The organism is Brasilonema sennae CENA114 (assembly GCF_006968745.1).
Classification (GTDB): Bacteria; Cyanobacteriota; Cyanobacteriia; order Cyanobacteriales; family Nostocaceae; genus Brasilonema; species Brasilonema sennae.
In genome coordinates this window covers 4,907,132-4,924,195 of the sequence record NZ_CP030118.1, presented here as the reverse complement: position 1 = coordinate 4,924,195, position 17,064 = coordinate 4,907,132, and the positions used below count along the sequence as shown (strand labels likewise).

Below are 17,064 nucleotides of genomic sequence, written 5' to 3'. Positions count from 1 at the left end.
ACGTCTCTACATTGATCGCGGTGGTGTATATGATTTAAAAGATAACCCCTATAAACTTTCCAAACATTTTTCGAGAGCACAAAATTCACCAGTTCTGACTCAGTAAGACTTCAAATTCTGTTTTTAAAGCCTTAATATCCGCGACTCTTGCTACTAACAAGTTATTACTACCTGCATCCACAAGACGTGAGTTCCAATAACAGATACTCTCTGAATTCTTCATCCAAAACGAAATCACTGTATCCACTACTTCATCTATATTCCAGCCCCACTTTGGTGGCAATGGTTCTACAGATTTGATGATGGCATCAAGCGTACACTTATGAGTTCCCACATATTCCACAGCTTGATGCTGTGGTTTGTGTAAATTGTGCTGTTGATGACTAAAAAAATCTAAAACTGGAGAAACGCCTACAATGTCGAAAGTGTATTTCATTCTACTTCTCCAAATTATGACGTGAATTTTATTCAAACCAGAGTTGCTAAAAAGTTTAATGTCTTAAAAATCTCTTGAGTTTCACCATAAAAAACTTCTAATCCTCCTATCTTATAAATAATGAAATTCCAAAGACTAGCACTCTAGTCTTGAGAGTGCTAAGGTTTCTCTCCTAAAAGAGTTAGCAGTAAAATACGTTGAGTGCTAAAAGTTGTCCCAAGAAAATTAGCAGTGAAGTGCATTGAGTGCTAAAGTTTATAGAGGTCTTGATATGAAAATATTATAAAATTTATTTGTAAAAAACGGATGTTTGTTACTATTAATAATTATTTAATATTGTCTGTAACAAGTTTTCAGGGTGAAATTGCAGCTTTGTCTGCTGCCTGTTTGTGGGCGCTGGCATCAGTATTGTATGGGCGCTTGGGACAGCGTATCCCGCCATTGCAACTCAACTTGATCAAAGGGATAATTGCGATCGCCTTCCTCTTCCTCACCATCCTCATCCGTGGCGAATTGTTTCCTAGCATTCCACCCCTATCTGTGTGTCTCATCCTCCTGAGTGGTTTTGTAGGCATTTGTTTAGGCGATACAGCTTTTTTGGCAGCCATAAATTTTATCGGCGCACGTCGTGTCTTACTGATTGGAACTCTTGCCCCACCGATAACGGCAATACTGGCGTTGATTTTTCTCCAAGAACAGTTAAATGTGAGTGCTTGGTGCGGTATTTTGCTGACTGTTTTGGGTGTTGCTTGGGTTGTTACCGAAAGAGTCCCCAGTACAAGTGAGACTTCTTTAACATACCCGTGGCGGGGAATATGTTTTGCTTTGTTGGCGGCGATCGCAAATGCGACAGGGGGTGTCCTTTCGCGTGCAGCTTTGGCAAACACGAGTATCAGCCCCTTATGGGCAGCCTTGTTGCGATTGACAGCAGCCGTGTTAATGCTTTTGATTTGGATACTTTGCCGCAAGCAACAAGTCAGCAGCGTTCAGTTAAAGATATTACAAGAACCTCGATTTCTTCTCGTGGCTATCTTAGCTTCCTTCTGTGGAACTTATTTAGGAATTTGGTTGCAACAGACAGCAATTAAACTTACACCTGCGGGAATATCCTTCACTTTGTTGCAGACAAGTCCATTATTTGTCATCCCCATTGCGATCGCGATGAAAGAGAAAGTCAGCGTCAGGGCGATCGCTGGTGTTATAGTTGCGATCGCAGGGATTGGATTGCTGTTTTACCTCAAGTAATGTTTCATATCATATCCGTTCGGATCAATACCTCACCCCACCCTCCGGGTACCCCTCTCCTTACTAAGGCTACCGTGTACACACAAGTCATCGAATTACCCAAAATTTTTAACCTCACCCTGCCCTGTCGGGCATCCCTCACGCCAGGTGCACCGTCCTTGGGAACCCCAACGCCCTTCGGGTATGCCTGCGGCACGCCAAGGGCGAACGCCAGTCGCCTAGGTCGGGAGACCCCTTCGGGTTCGCCAGATGCCTGGCTGTCGGGAGACCCTCCCGCAGCACTGGTCTCACCTCCTGCAGCGCTGGTCTCACCAGATACCTAGGTCGGGAAACACTCATCAAGTACTGGCTCCGCAACGCACTGGGTCTCCTTATTAAGGAGAGGGAAAGTCCTAACTTTTATCTGGTAGGGAAGCCAGTGCGGTGCGGTGAATCCCCTACAAAATGGGGTTTAAGATGATTAAATCATTTGTGTGTACCCCTCTCCTTAATAAGGAGAGGGGCAGGGGTGAGGTTTTTTATTGTAATTAGATGAAGTTGATATCAGTTATGCTAGATTTTGCGCCAGAAACACACAACCAAAGAGCAAAGATTTATCAAGTGATCACAGATGCTTTTGGTAGAACACAAGAAGCATCACTTGTAGATAAAATCCGCAACTGTCCGAATTTCATACCTGCATTATCCCTTGTCGCGCTAGAAAATGGGGATGTACTCGGACACATTCTTTTCAGCCGCATTTTCATTGAAGCATCAGAGCAAATTCCAGCGCTAGCACTAGCACCCTTAGCCGTAACACCACAGCGCCAGCGCCAAGGTATCGGTAGCCAGTTGGTGCAAGTGGGCTTATCGAAATGTCGTGAGTCAGATTATTCTGTTGTTGTCGTTGTTGGTGAACCGCGCTATTACAGACGTTTTGGTTTTCAAAAGGCGAGTCAATTTGGCTTGCACTCATCGTTACCAATTCCTGATGAGGCATTTATGGTGCTAGAACTCAAGCCGAGTGCTTTGATGAATATTAATGGGAACGTGTGCTACCCTGATTACTTTAATGAGGTTTGAAATATAATTTTCCAACTTGTCAAACTTCTGACTCTTCTCACTCCGTTATATCATTCTTACTAAGATTCTTCTCGCCAAAAAACACAGCGCTTTTGGTGTTCGGAAAACATCGGGGAGAGTGAATCCAAATCTTCCATAGGTAATGAAGATTTACAATAGAAAGGAAATTTTGGTTGTCTGGAAGTGTAATCAAAAAATATTGTAAATCTATCGTCAGTAACAGGTACTTTTCCCCGATGAAAGATATTACTAGTTCCTGCAATAACTACCGTACCAGATGGTCCTGTACAAGATTTGTAATTTGATGGAGATACAAATCGTTGTATAGATTCATCTCTAATGTACCCAGATTTATATCCTAAAGAATCAGCGACTTTTGAAGTGATATCTTTTGGAATATATTGAAATGGTCCTCCATCATCATTTATGTCATTTAAATAAATAATGACCTTGAATAATTTTCTATCTTCCCTGTCCATGTGCCATAACCTTGATTTCTTCTGTACTTCATTAACAAGGTCTCTGCGAAAATAGGCACCATGATAAGCTACAGGTAGACCAAAATAATTTTCAGCAATATTGAGTAAACGTTGTTGTAATCCCCAAAGAAAAATCTCTGGATATTCCATTATTTGCTGGGTAGTTGCATGAATAACAAATTCCTTTTCATCGTCACAAAGGACTCTTGGGATTTTTGGCATTAAGTTTTTTGCGGCTTCCAGTATTTCAGAAGTAAAAGGAATCGAAAGCTCTTCTAATGAAGTGATAAAAAGTCCCTCATTATTAAGAGTCTCTACTATAGCCTGATCAGTACTCGAAAGGATAGGCAGATGACTCATGTGTTTTGCTAATGCTGCTTGATAAGCAAACTCAGCAGGAGTTTTTATCAGTGAGAATTCGTAAACATTCATTAAGAGTTTGTTACGTACCTGTGTTGCGAGTGTTTTCATATCGTCATCTCTTTGACAAAGATAAATGATTTCGTATTAAGTAAACTTACTGTAAATATCCAGTAATTTGTTGTTGCAATCAGGAAATTTATATGGACTTCACAGAAAATCGGCTACAACATAACTGTGCTTTACTTGTTCTGAATATTAATCCATAAAAACCAACTTTATGGCTGATTTTATCTGAAAAAAATTAAATAAAACTTCAGAATTTGACTTGGTGACAGACATATAAAAGTCATTTGTAATACGTATAAGTTACAGTCTTACTTAGTTGCTGCAAAGCAAAAATCAAGCAAGTTGTTTTCTGGTCTTAAATGTCTAAATTGTTACTAAAATTTTTGGCACAAATAGTTAGATAATCATACCAGCAACAGCTTATACTATCGCTTTGGAATAGCAGACATGAGTATAGAGGAGTCATAGTGATGGTACGGCGAATGATCGTGATTTTTCTGGTGTGGCTATTAACTGCGTGTACCACGAGTGTTCTCGCACCAACTAGCCAGTTAGTGGAAAAAGCAATTGCATTTGAATTACAGCAAACCCAACAGCAACTCAACCAACAATTAGGTTTAGATTTTCAGGGATTTGAAATCAATCGGCTATCAATTACTCAGCGAAAAGCTTTGACAGTTGAGAATTTGCCCACATACCGCGTTAAGGGAAACTACAACCTTACGTTCAAACTTCCAAAACGAAAGTTGACACAACCTCAAAAACCTTTTGAAGTTTACCTGCAACTCCAGAAAGAAGGTAAAACTTGGCGGTTACTGGTTCCTGAACATGATAGCAAGGATTCTAAACAAGTTTGGCGCAGTTATTCTATTTAGACTAGGGGTGTAGGGGAGAAGAAATAAGGGTGTAGGGGTGTAGGGGGAAGAGAATTAAGGGTGTAAGGGGGTAAGGGTGTAGGGGAGCCAGTACTGCAGGAGGGTTTCCCTCACTTGGTATCTGGCGTGTGTAAGTGAATGGTTTATTCGTTAGTTCCGACAACTTTGGAATCAGATTGGGTAAGGTCTTTTACTTTCTTCCCCCTTATACCTGAGATCTTGCACCATCATTTTCGTCCGCCAAGAAATAAATTTCTTGGCTCAAAGTTCAAGTCCGTTAAAACGGACTGGGTAAGTCTTTCAGTCCGTTTTAACGGACTTTGGCTATAAGCCTTGAACTTCAGTTCAAGGCGTACTCAGGTCGAGGTGCAAGATCTGAGATCAGTTCTGATTTTTTCCTAACCTACACATTTGTATCCATTTATACGCTTACACCCATACACCCAGCCTACGGCTCGCTGCGCTAACACACCCCTATACCCCTAAACTGCATAAGTCCTCAAACCCCAGAAATAGATGTAATAAAAGCGAGGACAAACACCCATGAGCAACTCTAAAATCATCTTCCACTCCAAAAAGACAATTTCTCTAAACTTTGTTACAGAAAGCGAAACCAGGTTGATTTAATTTTCACGCAAGCTTAAACTAAACTCCATGTCAACTAGTATATTTTCTGAAAAAATTTTAATAACGTGTATCTATCTACCGTACTTATACTGTACGAATTTCCCTATGCATAATTACCAATATCAACTTGAAGATGAAAGCTAAACCAACAAAAAGCGATTTTTTTAAATATCTAAGACCAAAAATTAAGCTTTACAGTTTAATCTGCTTGCTGAGTGTCGTTTTATTATCCGAATCAGTCGGAGCAAAAAGCACATTAAAACAGTCGCAAATCGCACAGCAACCAGCCACAACACAGCAAGATGCAACCCGCGCTGCTGCAGAAAAAGTTTTTGAAGAGGGGGACGCACTTTACAAACAAGGGACAGCAGTATCTCTGCGACAGGCAATAGAAAAATGGCAAGAAGCACTGGTATTGTTTCGCAAAGCAGGAGAAAAATTAGGGGAAGCAGCTACTTTCCTTGTTATCGGCAGAGTCTACTCCAATTTAGGAGATAAACAGAATGCCCTCAAATACCTCAACTCTGCTTTGCCTTTGAGTCAACAAGTCGGCGACAAAACAATAGAAGCAACAACCCTCTACAATCTTGGCTTAGTCTACTCCGATTTAGGAGACAAGCAGCGTGCCCTCAAATTCTTCAACTCTTCTCTGCCTTTGAGTCAACAAGTCGGCGACAAAAACCTGGAAGCTGCTACCCTCGCCGGTATTGGCAGTGTCTACTCCAATTTAGGAGATAAACAGCGTGCCCTCAAATACCTCAACTCTTCTGTGTCTTTAATCAAACAAGTCGGCAACAAAAACCAGGAAGCAAGCATCCTCAGCCATATTGGCTTAGTCTACTCCGATTTAGGAGACAAGCAAAGTGCCCTCAAATACTTCAACTCTGCTCTGCCTTTGCTCAAACAAGTGGGTGACAAAGCAACAGAAGCAAGAACCCTCAACAATATTGGCTTAGTCTACTCCGATTTAGGAGACAAGCAGCGTGCCCTCAAGTACTTCAACTCTGCTCTGTCTTTGAGTCAACAAGTCGGCGACAAAGCACAGGAAGCAACAACCCTCAACGGTATTGGCAATGTCTACTCCGATTTAGGAGACAAGCAAAGTGCCCTCAAATACTACAACTCTGCTCTGCCTTTGATGAAACAAATGATCTACAAAGCAGGGGAAGCAATAACCCTCAACAATATTGGCTTAGTCTACAACTCATTAGGAGACAACCAGAGTGCCCTCAAATACTACAACTCTGCTCTGCCTTTGATGAAACAAGTGGGCGACAAACAAGCAGAAGCAAGAATCCTCAACAATCTTGGTATTGTCTACTCCGATTTAGGAGACAACCAGAGTGCCCTCAAATACTACAACTTGGCTCTGCCTTTGGGTAAACAAGTGGGCGACAAAGCGCAGGAAGCAACAACCCTCAACAATATTGCCCATGTCTACTATGATTTAGGAGACAAGCAAAGTGCCCTCAAATATCTTCTCAACTCTTCTCTACCTTTGAGTCAACAAGTGGGCGACAAAGCACAGGAAGCAAAAACCGTCAACAATATTGGCAGAGTCTACTTCGATTTAGGAGACAACCAGAGTGCCCTCAAATACTATAACTCTGCTCTGCCTTTGAGTAAACAAGTCGGCGACAAACAAGCAGAAGCTAATATCCTTGGTAACATTGCTCTCCTAGAACGCAAACGCGGTAACTTGCAAGCAGCCCGCACCAACCTAGAAGCCGCAATCAAAATTGTCGAAGAATTACGCACCAAAATCGACAGGCAAGAACTTCGCACTTCCTACTTTGCCACAGTAACGGGTTACTATAAACTCTACATCGACCTGCTGATGCAACTGCACAAAAAAGATCCATCCCAAGGATACGACGCATTAGCCCTACACATCAGCGAACGCTCCCGCGCCAGAAGTTTGATAGAACTATTAACCGAAGCTAATGCCAAAATTCTCAAAGGCGCAAACCCAGAACTCGTACAACAAGAACGCAACTTACTACAACAAATTGATGCCAGAGAGACATTGCGGCAAAATTTAGCAAATTCATCAAATAAAAACGATCTCACCAAAGCATCTATTCAAAAACTCACCACAGAAATTGAAGATCTTCTCAGACAACACCACGAACTGCAAGCCAAAATCCGTACGACTAGCCCAGAATATGCAAAACTGACAAACCCAAACCCCGAAAAGGACATTCTCAAATTACCGCAAATCCAACAACAACTTGATAAAGATACTCTGCTATTGCAATATTCTTTGGGAGAAGAACGCAGTTATTTGTGGGCAGTCACTCCTACTTCTATGCAAGTTTACACCCTCCCCGGACAAAAGGAAATAGAAAAAGTCGCATCGAGGTTCCGTGAAGATTCGCAGCAAGTAACAACTACTGACTTAGCGATTAACAGCGCAAAACAACTCAGTCAACTCCTGATCGCACCTGTTGCTGATAAATTACCAGGAAAGCGTTTGGTGATTGTTGCTGATGGTGCGCTACAAACGATTCCCTTTGGGGCATTAGCTGATATCACTTCAAGTAAATACCAACCACTGATGATAAACCATGAAATTGTCAATTTACCCTCAGCCTCCACCATCGCCATCCAACGCCAAAAACTTGCCAACCGCCAAAGCGCACCCAAAGCCATAGCTGTGCTCGCCGATCCGGTATACAGTGCTACCGACACACGAGTCACAGGTAAACCGGAAAATACTCAACTCGGTTCCGAACTCGAAGTTGAACGCTCTGCCCTTAACCGTTCCGCCAGAAGCCTGAAACGCAATGGTTGGAACAGGCTAGCCAACACAGCAGAAGAAGCAAAAGGAATTTTAAAACTGATACCAGCAGCAACTAGCCTGGAAGCATTGAGCTTTGATGCTAATTACGACTGGGCAACAAGCAAAACTCTCAATCAATTCCGTATCCTGCATTTTGCCACTCACGGGTTTGTCAATCAAGAGCAACCAGAGTTATCCGGGATTGTACTGTCATTATTTGATAAAAAAGGCAAGCCAATCAGAGGATACTTGCGCTTGTCAGATTTGTTTAACCAAGACTACCCAGCAGAGTTAATCGTCTTGAGTGCCTGCGAAACCGGACTTGGTAAAAACGTCAACGGTGAAGGTTTAGTGGGGTTGACACGCGGGTTAATGTATGCAGGTGCAGCGCGCGTTATGCTGTCGCTGTGGCAGGTTAGCGACGAAGGCACATCTGTACTCATGCAGGAATTTTACACAGAAATGTTACAGCAAAAGAAAACCCCATCAGAAGCGTTACGTGCAGCACAACGGAAGTTATGGGAAAACCCAAAATGGCGTAGCCCTTATTACTGGGCGGGTTTCACTGTTCAGGGGGAGTGGCGTTAGAAACCTCACCCCAGCCCTCTCCTTATAAACGAGAGGGAGAAAGAATGTCCTTACCCTCTGGTTAGAAACGACATGGAGATACCTCACCCCAGCCCTCTCCTTATAAAGGAGAGGGAGAAAGAAAAGACTCTCTAAACCCTCTCCTTGTTAAGGAGAGGGTGCCGAAGGCGGGTGAGGTTTCTTCGCTTGCAACAGACAACAGACAAAAACTATCAAACCAACACAACAATACCTTAGCCCTATGGTTAGAAACGACACAGAGATACCTCACCCCAGCCCTCTCCTTATAAAGGAGAGGGAGAAAGAAAAGACTCTCTAAACCCTCTCCTTGTTAAGGAGAGGGTGCCGAAGGCGGGTGAGGTTTCTTCGCTTGCAACAGACAACAGACAAAAACTATCAAACCAACACAACAATACCTTAGCCCTATGGTTAGAAACGACACAGAGATACCTCACCCCAGCCCTCTCCTTATAAAGGAGAGGGAGAAAGAAAAGACTCTCTAAACCCTCTCCTTGTTAAGGAGAGGGTGCCGAAGGCGGGTGAGGTTTCTTCGCTTGCAACAGACAACAGACAAAAACTATCAAACCAACACAACAATACCTTAGCCCTATGGTTAGAAACGACACAGAGATACCTCACCCCAGCCCTCTCCTTATAAAGGAGAGGGAGAAAGAAAAGACTCTCTAAACCCTCTCCTTGTTAAGGAGAGGGTGCCGAAGGCGGGTGAGGTTTCTTCGCTTGCAACAGACAACAGACAAAAACTATCAAACCAACACAACAATACCTTAGCCCTATGGTTAGAAACGACACAGAGATACCTCACCCCAGCCCTCTCCTTATAAAGGAGAGGGAGAAAGAAAAGACTCTCTAAACCCTCTCCTTGAAGGAGAGGGTGCCGAAGGCGGGTGAGGTTTCTTCGCTTGGAACAGACGACATACAAAAACTATCAAACCAACACAAAATACCCATGAAAAACAAACTTATCAGCAAACAATCAATCGCATTATTTATCGCAGCAACTATCAGCGGAATTACGTTAAATACTTGGTGGAATGCAAACGCCCAAACTACCCCAACAAAACCAACTCCACCCAAATATACCAAATTGCAAGATGTGAAGAACTTCAGTATCAAAGGAAACGGTAAAGCTTTTCAACCTCGTAATTTGCAACAGACGAATCAACCAGATAAAGCTGATGATCAAGAATTTAAACGAGGAGTTATTGGTTGGGATGACCGAGTTCCTATGTTAAGCCGACAATATCCTTGGTCGGCAATTGGTAGAGTACAGGGATTGACCACCAAAGGCGAGGAATATCATTGTACAGGTACATTAATTAGTGAAGATGTCGTTTTAACCAATTCACACTGCGTCATTGATCCTGAAACACACCAAGCTAGTCAAAAAATCTTGTTTCTCCCAAATCTTATTAATGGCAAAGTCGCGGATGAATCGGATATAGCCCAAGTTCAAAATGTCATTTATGGGACTGATTTCACTAAAACTAAGTTAGAGAATCAAACTGACGACTGGGCGCTTTTGAAACTCAATAAACCTATCGGCTTAAAATACGGATATCTGGGTTGGAAATCTTTACCCTCATCAACTCTCACCAAAAACCGCAATAAATATATTTTCGTTGGTTATTCTGGTGATTTCCCTAACACAGACAAAGAAAAGTATCGATTTTTTACCGCAGGAAAGGGATGGACAGCAAGCGTGCAACAAGGTTGCAGCATCGTGGGTGAAGAAGGCAATGTCTTGTTACACGACTGTGATACCACCGGTGGTTCTTCCGGGGGAGCAATTATTGGTGTCATAGGTAATCAACCGTACATAATTGGTCTTAATAATGCGGAATACAAAACTCGTGATGGAAAAGCAATAATCAACTTGGGTGTGAAGATTGATTTTTTAGATAAATTGGTAGGAAAATAAGTAGAGCCATTAATTTATCGCGTCTGGCTAAGGCGTGAATGCTTTCTGAGGGATAACCGCTCCCATGCTCCCGATGAAGAAAGAAGTAATGTCTAGACTTGTCTAGGTTTTATGTAGCAGATATTCCTCTGATATTGGACTAGTACAGCATGGCGGAAGTAAGCCTACCATTATTTTGACTCAAATTTCTTGTATAAGGGCTATAAAAAAATGGTAGGTGTATTTACGCCGCGCGGTACTAGTAAAGGAAAGGGACAATAAAGCGCCGGCAATTTGATGTTATTCATGGGATGTTTTCAGAATAATAGGCAATTTCAAAGGGTGTATTGTTTTACGAACCAAACAAATGAATTGCTAATCCCTGTGTGTAACTCTAAAAACCATCACAAGGATTTGTACGTGTCTGTTAACCCCTCACCAACATTAAGGTGATACCTTTTCAAACACAAGACAATATGTATTTTAACTTCTTTATCGGTTCCAGTTTTGGAATTACGCTTCTAGTGCTGTTGGGTTTTAGTGTATTGCAATGGTTCCATATTCCTACTGGCAACTTTCTTGACTGGGTGATTGGGGGAGTCAGTTTTTGGTGGTTGTTGGTGATTGTGACTGTACCGTGGAATGTTCATTTTCAGGCAAAAGAAGTCTTGGCAGAAGGGGCACAATCAACTGAAAAAGGAATTCCAGTGGATGAGAAACAACTGGAGTACGTTAAAGTTTTGGCACGGCGATCGCTTATCGTTGCTCTTGCCCTACACTTATTTTCAGCAATTAGTCTTTACCTTCTCGCCGCCACTGGTATTAGTGCAGTCGGCTATATTAGTTCTGGTGCTGCTTTGCTATTAACTGGATTGCGCCCAGCCATCAGTGCTTATGAGTACTTGTATGCAAGATTGGTTATGATTCGCCAAGAATGGAAGTATCCACGTGAAGATGTTGTTGAACTTCGCTCCCGTTTCAACACTCTAGAAGAAACCGTGAAGCGTTTAGAAGAACAACTTAATCCAGAACAACCCTACTCCTTAGCAGCAAATCAGCAAAGTTATATAGAAGACACGCGTAAAGAATTAGCCAGAATTGCCGCTGGTGTAGAAGAATTACGTGCTACAAATCAAACAGAACATGAACGCTTGGCAAAAGAAGCACGAGGGGCGATCGCTCAACTTTCCACAGATGGGCAATTTTTGGATCATGTGCGCGAAATTATTCGTTTTTTCAAAACAGCGTGAATAACCTACACCGACTCTTCCAGTACGATGCAGGCTTCTGGCGATCGCAGCAAAAAATACAACTCTATCCTGCTGCGATTTTAAAATCACTGACGTGTCGCTTCCAGTAGACGAGAGAAATAAAAGCGAGTTCGAGTCATAGACTGACGTTGAACAGAAAAACCATTCTTTGCCAAAATTTTCACCACATCAGCTTCGCGATGGAGATAAGCGCGAGTCGCTTTACTAGCACCTGGAAAGAAACTCCCTATCTTCTTTAATAAACTGAGGGCGAAAGTTTTCGGTGCAAAACTCAGAATAATCCGTGACTGTGCTGAAGAACAGAGGTGAGAAATCATCTCATCTGCCTTGTGCTGAGGGTAGTGAATCAGAACATCCAAGCAAATCACCGTATGGTAGCTACCGCTAATCGTTTCTAAATCCTGTACAGCAAATGTCGGATTTTCAGCATTGGCGAGAATTTGTGAAGCTTTTTCCTTAGCTTCTCCTACCATTTTTTCTGAAATATCGCTGGCATAGACTTTTGCTCCAGCTTCCGCAAGCGGTATGCTGAGACTACCTGTACCGCATCCAGCATCGCAGATAGATAGCCCTGCTAAATTGTTATCAGCTTTGAGCCAACTGAGTACCGTCTCTACTGTTTGCTGGTGCCCAGTACGGATATCTAGCTGGACTTTGTTGACTTCGCCATCACCGTAGATACGTCTCCAACGGTCGAAGCCTGTAGAATTGAAATATTCTTTAACAATCGTTTTGTCGTCAGTTACGTTCATGAAACTCAATATCTATCCATTCCAAAGCTAAAAAGTACCACGTGTAGGAACCACCAGAAACATTTTTCTGCGTGGTGTACCTTGGGGCAAAATCTTAAGAGAACAACCTCTGCCATGAAAGTTCTTGTGTAGATTCGTCCAAATGCCAACGCAATAATTGACTAGCACTAACGCCAGAGAGGATTGCAGACAAGCCGATTGCACTTCGTGGTGCAATTGTTGAGAGTGCGATCGCCCTGTCTACATCACATATTCCCCACTTCACTAAATTTTGCACAGCTACCAATAAAGGTAAAGTCGTTCCTGATAAAGTTCCATCTGCAAGTCTTGCAGTTTTGTTTTTCACTGAAATCTGGCGATTATCCCAAGGATACACTCCATCAGGCAATCCCAGAGGGGCAAGGGCATCACTGACAAGGAAAAGTTTTTGTTTGCCTATCTCCCCAACTTTGCGGTGAGAAACAGGAGTGCTGGCGCGTAGTAGAATTTGCAGCATTGTTGGTGAGACGTGTTCACCATCCGCAATAAAACCACACATAACATGAGGATGGATAATTGCCGCCCCTAACAATCCGCTTTCGCGGTGGTGTAATGGTGGCATAGCATTAAAAGCATGAGTCACCATTGTTGCACCTAGTTCAAAAGCACGTTGTGCTTCTGCTGCTGTCGCTTGGGAATGTCCTAAACTCACAGTGATACCCAAAGAACGTAAATATGGAATCACCTCACCCGTTGGATCTAACTCTGGCGCTAGCGTCATGACTTTCACAAGATGAGCGTAATTTCCCAAAACCTTCTTTATTTCCTCAAGATTAAGTGGTTTTAGGTATTCTGGGGAGTGTGCACCACGCTTTTGAAAATTTAAAAATGGTCCTTCTAGATGTACTCCCAAAATTTTCGCATAACCTCTTTGCGCACCTTCCCTTCCCCCCCGAACTTCAGGCGGGATAGAGGGGGGGTTGAAGTTCATACAATCAGCAATCACAGAAAGCGCACGCTGAATATTGTCTACCGAAGTTGTCACCAGGGTAGGTAAAAAAGCATCTATCCCCTCATACCACAAATAACGACAAATGTCTAGCATTTGGCGAGAGTTTTCTGTTGATAAATCAGGAAACGCCAATCCCAACGCGCCGTTAATCTGTAAATCTACACCACCCAGTGAAATCCAGTCGCCACCAATATCCAACACCTGTAAGTCAACTGGCGGAACACGTTTAAGGACTTTAGACATTGGCAGGATTTGTTCAACTATGCCCTGCGGGTTAACCGAGAGAATCTGCAAATCTGTGTAACCAGGTATTCTAGCATTGATAATATCTACAGGAGTACCTGGCAAGCTGTGTGTTGCTTCAATCATTACATCAGCACAAAGATAATGAAATCTGACCTGATTTTAGAGGTAAGAGGCGACGGTGAATCAAAAATCCTAACAATTAGGGGTGTAGGGGTATAGGGGTGTAAGGGTGTAGGGGGAAAAGAAGCCCTAGTTCTGGTCAGCAGATACACACAGAGTGAGATGATTGTTAATCATAAAGTTAAATTCCAATTTTGAACTTTGAATTTTGTTCGCGCAGCGTGCCCAAAGGGCATACTTTGAATTGCTTATGGCTCCTCTTGTCGGCATCATTATGGGTAGCGATTCGGATTTACCAACTATGCAAGGTGCGATCGCAGTTTGTGAAGAATTTGGCGTTGATACTGAGGTAGCAATTATCAGTGCCCATCGTACTCCGGAACGTATGGTGGAATATGCCAAATCTGCTCACCAAAGAGGTATTAAGGTGATTATCGCTGGGGCAGGTGGAGCAGCTCATCTTCCGGGAATGGTAGCATCTTTAACTCCTCTGCCTGTTATTGGTGTTCCTGTTCCTAGCCGTCACTTGCAAGGAGTTGATTCATTGTATTCTATAGTACAAATGCCTGCTGGCATACCAGTTGCGACTGTTGCTATAGGCAATGCTAAAAATGCTGGACTTTTGGCGGTACAAATTCTTGCGACTCATCAAGCCGAATTACTTAATAAGGTGCAGCAATATCGTCAAACCTTGTCTGAATCAGTCATGGCAAAGCAAGAAAAACTAGAAGAGGTTGGCTATGAGGAATATTTAAGACAAATGCAATCTGCAGAATAAAAACAGTAACAATAAGTACAATTTTTTTGTATTTATTTGTATATACTCGCTTGTACTTGCGATAAGCACAGGAACTAAATTTACTAATGCTTAAGTGTTAATTTTTTATATAGGACTCCTCCAAAGATTTTACGAAGCTAGGTACACCTTTATTGCTTCTTAAAAATTAAGCGTTCGGGTGTTAACCGTTCCCTGTTCCCTGTTAAGCGTTCGGGTGTTAAGCGTTCCCTAAAGATTTAAGCGAATAGACTTGACGGTTTTAGAAGCTACATAATATTTTTTTAAGAATATTCTTAATAGCAACAGAGCTAGCATCAGGTTTATAACTGCCTGATTTGTCAAAGAACCGCTTACTGCTCATGAAAGTTATTTATTTTAAGACAGCTTGTCTAAATAACAAATCTCACAAATGGCAAGTTTCGCATCAAACGTTAGCGGTTGATACGAAACGTGTTTCTCCCGTTCAGGATGGTTGAGAAAATGATGAGAAAAATCACAAACAAAAACAAATCGAGAAGAAAAAATAGATGGCGAGCAGTAAAGTCACTATATATCACTGCACAAAATAACTCAATTGTCAATAAAATGACTGTTGTTATTAAGCAGTTGTCTCCTAGCTGGCAAGCCTGTATCCCCGTAGCTTGTTTGATTGTACTGGCATGGGGTTATACAGCAGTTGCCCAAACCCCTGCCCCAGCGGGATCAACAACGGCGGAACTTAAAGTCGCGATTGACACTCTTTGGGTAGCGATCGCCGCTTTTTTGGTGTTCTTCATGAACGCCGGTTTTTGTATGTTAGAAACTGGCTTGTGTCGTCAAAAAAACGCTGTCAACGTTCTTGCTAAAAACCTGGTTGTGTTTGCCCTAGCAACCGTTGCTTTTTGGGCGATTGGCTTTGGCTTGATGTTTGGCGATGGTAATGACTTCATTGGCTTGAGTGGCTTCTTCCTCCAAGGCGCAGATAATAGTCCCGCAACAGGAGATGCTTACAAAGGTGTATTTAGCGCCCTCAGTTGGACTGGTGTTCCTTTAGCTGCGAAGTTCTTGTTCCAACTCGTATTTGCTGGAACAGCAGCAACAATTGTTTCTGGTGCAGTTGCTGAACGGATTAAATTTCTTGACTTCTTGATTTTTAGCCTCTTACTTGTAGGTGTTGCCTACGCAATTACCGGACACTGGATTTGGGGTGCTGGTTGGCTGGCAGACATGGGTTTCTTTGATTTTGCTGGTTCCACAGTCGTTCACTCTGTTGGTGGCTGGGCAGCTTTGATGGGAGCCGCATTTCTTGGACCACGCATTGGAAAATATCAAGATGGGCAAGCTATTGCCTTACCTGGGCACAACATGAGCATTGCTACCCTAGGGTGTTTAATTTTGTGGTTAGGCTGGTTTGGTTTCAACCCCGGTTCTGTAATGGCTGCCGATCCGAGTGCGATTACTCACGTTGCTTTGACTACTAACTTAGCCGGTGCAGTTGGTGGAATTACTGCTACAATCACAGCTTGGTTGTATTTAGGTAAGCCAGACCTTTCGATGATTATTAATGGTATTTTGGCTGGCTTAGTTGGGATTACAGCATCTTGTGCTTATGTCAACCTCAACAGTGCTTTTATTATTGGTTTGATTGCCGGAGTTTTGGTAGTTTTCGCTGTCACCTTCTTTGATAAGATTCGCATTGATGACCCAGTAGGAGCAGTCTCAGTTCACCTCGTGTGTGGTGTTTGGGGTACTCTGGCTGTTGGTTTGTTTTCTGTTGGTCCTGGTGGATATCCGTGGATGGTTGATTTAGCAGGTAAACCAGTAGGACCACATGGGATATTCTTTGGTGGTGGATTGGGAACACTCATTGCTCAAATTGTTGGCATCCTATCGGTTGGCGGTATGACTGTTCTGTTGAGTAGCATCTTTTGGTTAGCACTCAAAGCTACTTTAGGTATTAGAGTCTCAACACAAGAAGAAATTGAAGGCTTGGATATCGGCGAACACGGTATGGAAGCTTACAGTGGGTTTGTCAAAGAAGCTAGTGCCAATGGATTTAGTGAATTAGGTAGTCATGGTGCAGGAGTTTCGCGTGCAGGAGATTTACCAACAAGTTTATAAGGCTTTGCGTGATTCTCCTAATTGACTTGTCTAATGCCCTTGCCTTTTGACTTTTGCTTCTGAGATAGGGACGGGTGTTAGTCACAATAAAAACACCTGATCTCTATCCCCTATCCTTAATAAGGAGAAGTGCGGTGAAGGATGGGGTAAATTTCTTCGTTTTTGTGTTCATCCGAATATGATACTAATTCACAAAAAATATAATCAAAAGCAACCTTGCATCAATATTTAATACTTGACAAAGACAATAAGAAGTATATATTTAGTAATCTTTCAGAAAAATCATATTTGAGTAACTCTCAGTACATCACAAAGTATCAAAAGGTACTCAAAATGATTTTGTGAACACAAACTAGTTGGTGGTT

Annotated in this window: 13 protein-coding genes; 9 read left to right on the top strand and 4 right to left on the bottom strand. The window is 42.5% G+C overall.

The genetic code is table 11. The annotated features are described in order from the left end of the window. Positions 1-85 precede the first annotated feature (85 nt). Complete coding sequence (locus DP114_RS20625) at positions 86-436, bottom strand: hypothetical protein (RefSeq protein ID WP_169263117.1); 351 nt, start codon at positions 434-436, stop codon at positions 86-88. Between the two features lie 306 nt (positions 437-742). On the opposite strand from DP114_RS20625, the gene DP114_RS20620 reads away from it, so the two are divergent. The 3 genes from DP114_RS20620 to DP114_RS20610 all read left to right on the top strand — a co-directional run bounded on the left by DP114_RS20620 (position 743) and on the right by DP114_RS20610 (position 2,743). Next, complete coding sequence (locus DP114_RS20620; protein WP_171977007.1) at positions 743-1,681, top strand: DMT family transporter; 939 nt, start codon at positions 743-745, stop codon at positions 1,679-1,681. Between the two features lie 74 nt (positions 1,682-1,755). Continuing rightward, the gene (locus tag DP114_RS20615; RefSeq protein ID WP_172195255.1) at positions 1,756-2,004 is read left to right on the top strand and encodes a hypothetical protein; all 249 of its coding nucleotides are present in this window, start codon (positions 1,756-1,758) and stop codon (positions 2,002-2,004) included. A 208-nt stretch (positions 2,005-2,212) separates the two neighbouring features. Further along, positions 2,213-2,743, top strand: coding sequence for a GNAT family N-acetyltransferase (locus DP114_RS20610; protein WP_246162607.1), 531 nt, complete (start codon positions 2,213-2,215; stop codon positions 2,741-2,743). A gap of 59 nt (positions 2,744-2,802) precedes the next feature. Here the strand turns inward: DP114_RS20610 and DP114_RS20605 are convergent, their stop codons facing one another. Further along, the gene (locus DP114_RS20605) at positions 2,803-3,693 is read right to left on the bottom strand and encodes a phytanoyl-CoA dioxygenase family protein (protein ID WP_171977006.1); all 891 of its coding nucleotides are present in this window, start codon (positions 3,691-3,693) and stop codon (positions 2,803-2,805) included. Between the two features lie 428 nt (positions 3,694-4,121). Between DP114_RS20605 and DP114_RS20600 the strand changes: the two genes are divergently transcribed. The 4 genes from DP114_RS20600 (at position 4,122) to DP114_RS20585 (ending at position 11,691) form a co-directional block, all read left to right on the top strand. Beyond that, complete coding sequence (locus tag DP114_RS20600) at positions 4,122-4,526, top strand: hypothetical protein (RefSeq protein WP_169268943.1); 405 nt, start codon at positions 4,122-4,124, stop codon at positions 4,524-4,526. Positions 4,527-5,286: 760 nt separating this feature from the next. Next, complete coding sequence (locus DP114_RS20595; RefSeq protein ID WP_169268104.1) at positions 5,287-8,523, top strand: CHAT domain-containing tetratricopeptide repeat protein; 3,237 nt, start codon at positions 5,287-5,289, stop codon at positions 8,521-8,523. 967 nt (positions 8,524-9,490) lie between these two features. After that, positions 9,491-10,462: a trypsin-like serine peptidase gene (locus DP114_RS20590; protein ID WP_171977005.1), complete on the top strand. Its 972-nt coding sequence runs from the start codon at positions 9,491-9,493 to the stop codon at positions 10,460-10,462. 455 nt (positions 10,463-10,917) lie between these two features. Further along, positions 10,918-11,691, top strand: a complete 774-nt coding sequence (locus DP114_RS20585; protein ID WP_171977004.1) for a hypothetical protein — start codon at positions 10,918-10,920, stop codon at positions 11,689-11,691. Between the two features lie 86 nt (positions 11,692-11,777). Here the strand turns inward: DP114_RS20585 and bchM are convergent, their stop codons facing one another. Both bchM and nagA read right to left on the bottom strand, forming a co-directional pair. Next, the gene (bchM, locus tag DP114_RS20580) at positions 11,778-12,464 is read right to left on the bottom strand and encodes a magnesium protoporphyrin IX methyltransferase (RefSeq protein WP_169268101.1); all 687 of its coding nucleotides are present in this window, start codon (positions 12,462-12,464) and stop codon (positions 11,778-11,780) included. A gap of 94 nt (positions 12,465-12,558) precedes the next feature. Continuing rightward, a complete protein-coding gene (nagA, locus tag DP114_RS20575) occupies positions 12,559-13,824 on the bottom strand; it encodes an N-acetylglucosamine-6-phosphate deacetylase (RefSeq protein WP_171977003.1) in 1,266 nt (421 codons plus the stop codon). Between the two features lie 247 nt (positions 13,825-14,071). Here nagA and purE point away from each other — a divergent pair, with 247 nt between their 5' ends. Together purE and DP114_RS20565 are read left to right on the top strand one after the other, a co-directional pair. After that, entirely contained in the window at positions 14,072-14,599 is a 528-nt protein-coding gene (purE, locus tag DP114_RS20570) for a 5-(carboxyamino)imidazole ribonucleotide mutase (RefSeq protein ID WP_171977002.1), read from the top strand. A gap of 483 nt (positions 14,600-15,082) precedes the next feature. Then, positions 15,083-16,699, top strand: coding sequence for an ammonium transporter (locus tag DP114_RS20565; protein WP_370469289.1), 1,617 nt, complete (start codon positions 15,083-15,085; stop codon positions 16,697-16,699). The last annotated feature ends 365 nt before the right edge of the window (positions 16,700-17,064 follow it).

Coding starts and splice junctions, on each gene's coding strand:
- DP114_RS20625 (WP_169263117.1), bottom strand. CDS start 436: ATGAAATACACTTTCGACATTGTAGGCGTTTCTCCAGTTTTAGATTTT.
- DP114_RS20620 (WP_171977007.1), top strand. CDS start 743: ATGTTTGTTACTATTAATAATTATTTAATATTGTCTGTAACAAGTTTT.
- DP114_RS20610 (WP_246162607.1), top strand. CDS start 2,213: ATGAAGTTGATATCAGTTATGCTAGATTTTGCGCCAGAAACACACAAC.
- DP114_RS20605 (WP_171977006.1), bottom strand. CDS start 3,693: ATGAAAACACTCGCAACACAGGTACGTAACAAACTCTTAATGAATGTT.
- DP114_RS20600 (WP_169268943.1), top strand. CDS start 4,122: ATGGTACGGCGAATGATCGTGATTTTTCTGGTGTGGCTATTAACTGCG.
- DP114_RS20595 (WP_169268104.1), top strand. CDS start 5,287: ATGAAAGCTAAACCAACAAAAAGCGATTTTTTTAAATATCTAAGACCA.
- DP114_RS20590 (WP_171977005.1), top strand. CDS start 9,491: ATGAAAAACAAACTTATCAGCAAACAATCAATCGCATTATTTATCGCA.
- DP114_RS20585 (WP_171977004.1), top strand. CDS start 10,918: ATGTATTTTAACTTCTTTATCGGTTCCAGTTTTGGAATTACGCTTCTA.
- bchM (WP_169268101.1), bottom strand. CDS start 12,464: ATGAACGTAACTGACGACAAAACGATTGTTAAAGAATATTTCAATTCT.
- nagA (WP_171977003.1), bottom strand. CDS start 13,824: ATGATTGAAGCAACACACAGCTTGCCAGGTACTCCTGTAGATATTATC.
- purE (WP_171977002.1), top strand. CDS start 14,072: ATGGCTCCTCTTGTCGGCATCATTATGGGTAGCGATTCGGATTTACCA.
- DP114_RS20565 (WP_370469289.1), top strand. CDS start 15,083: ATGAGAAAAATCACAAACAAAAACAAATCGAGAAGAAAAAATAGATGG.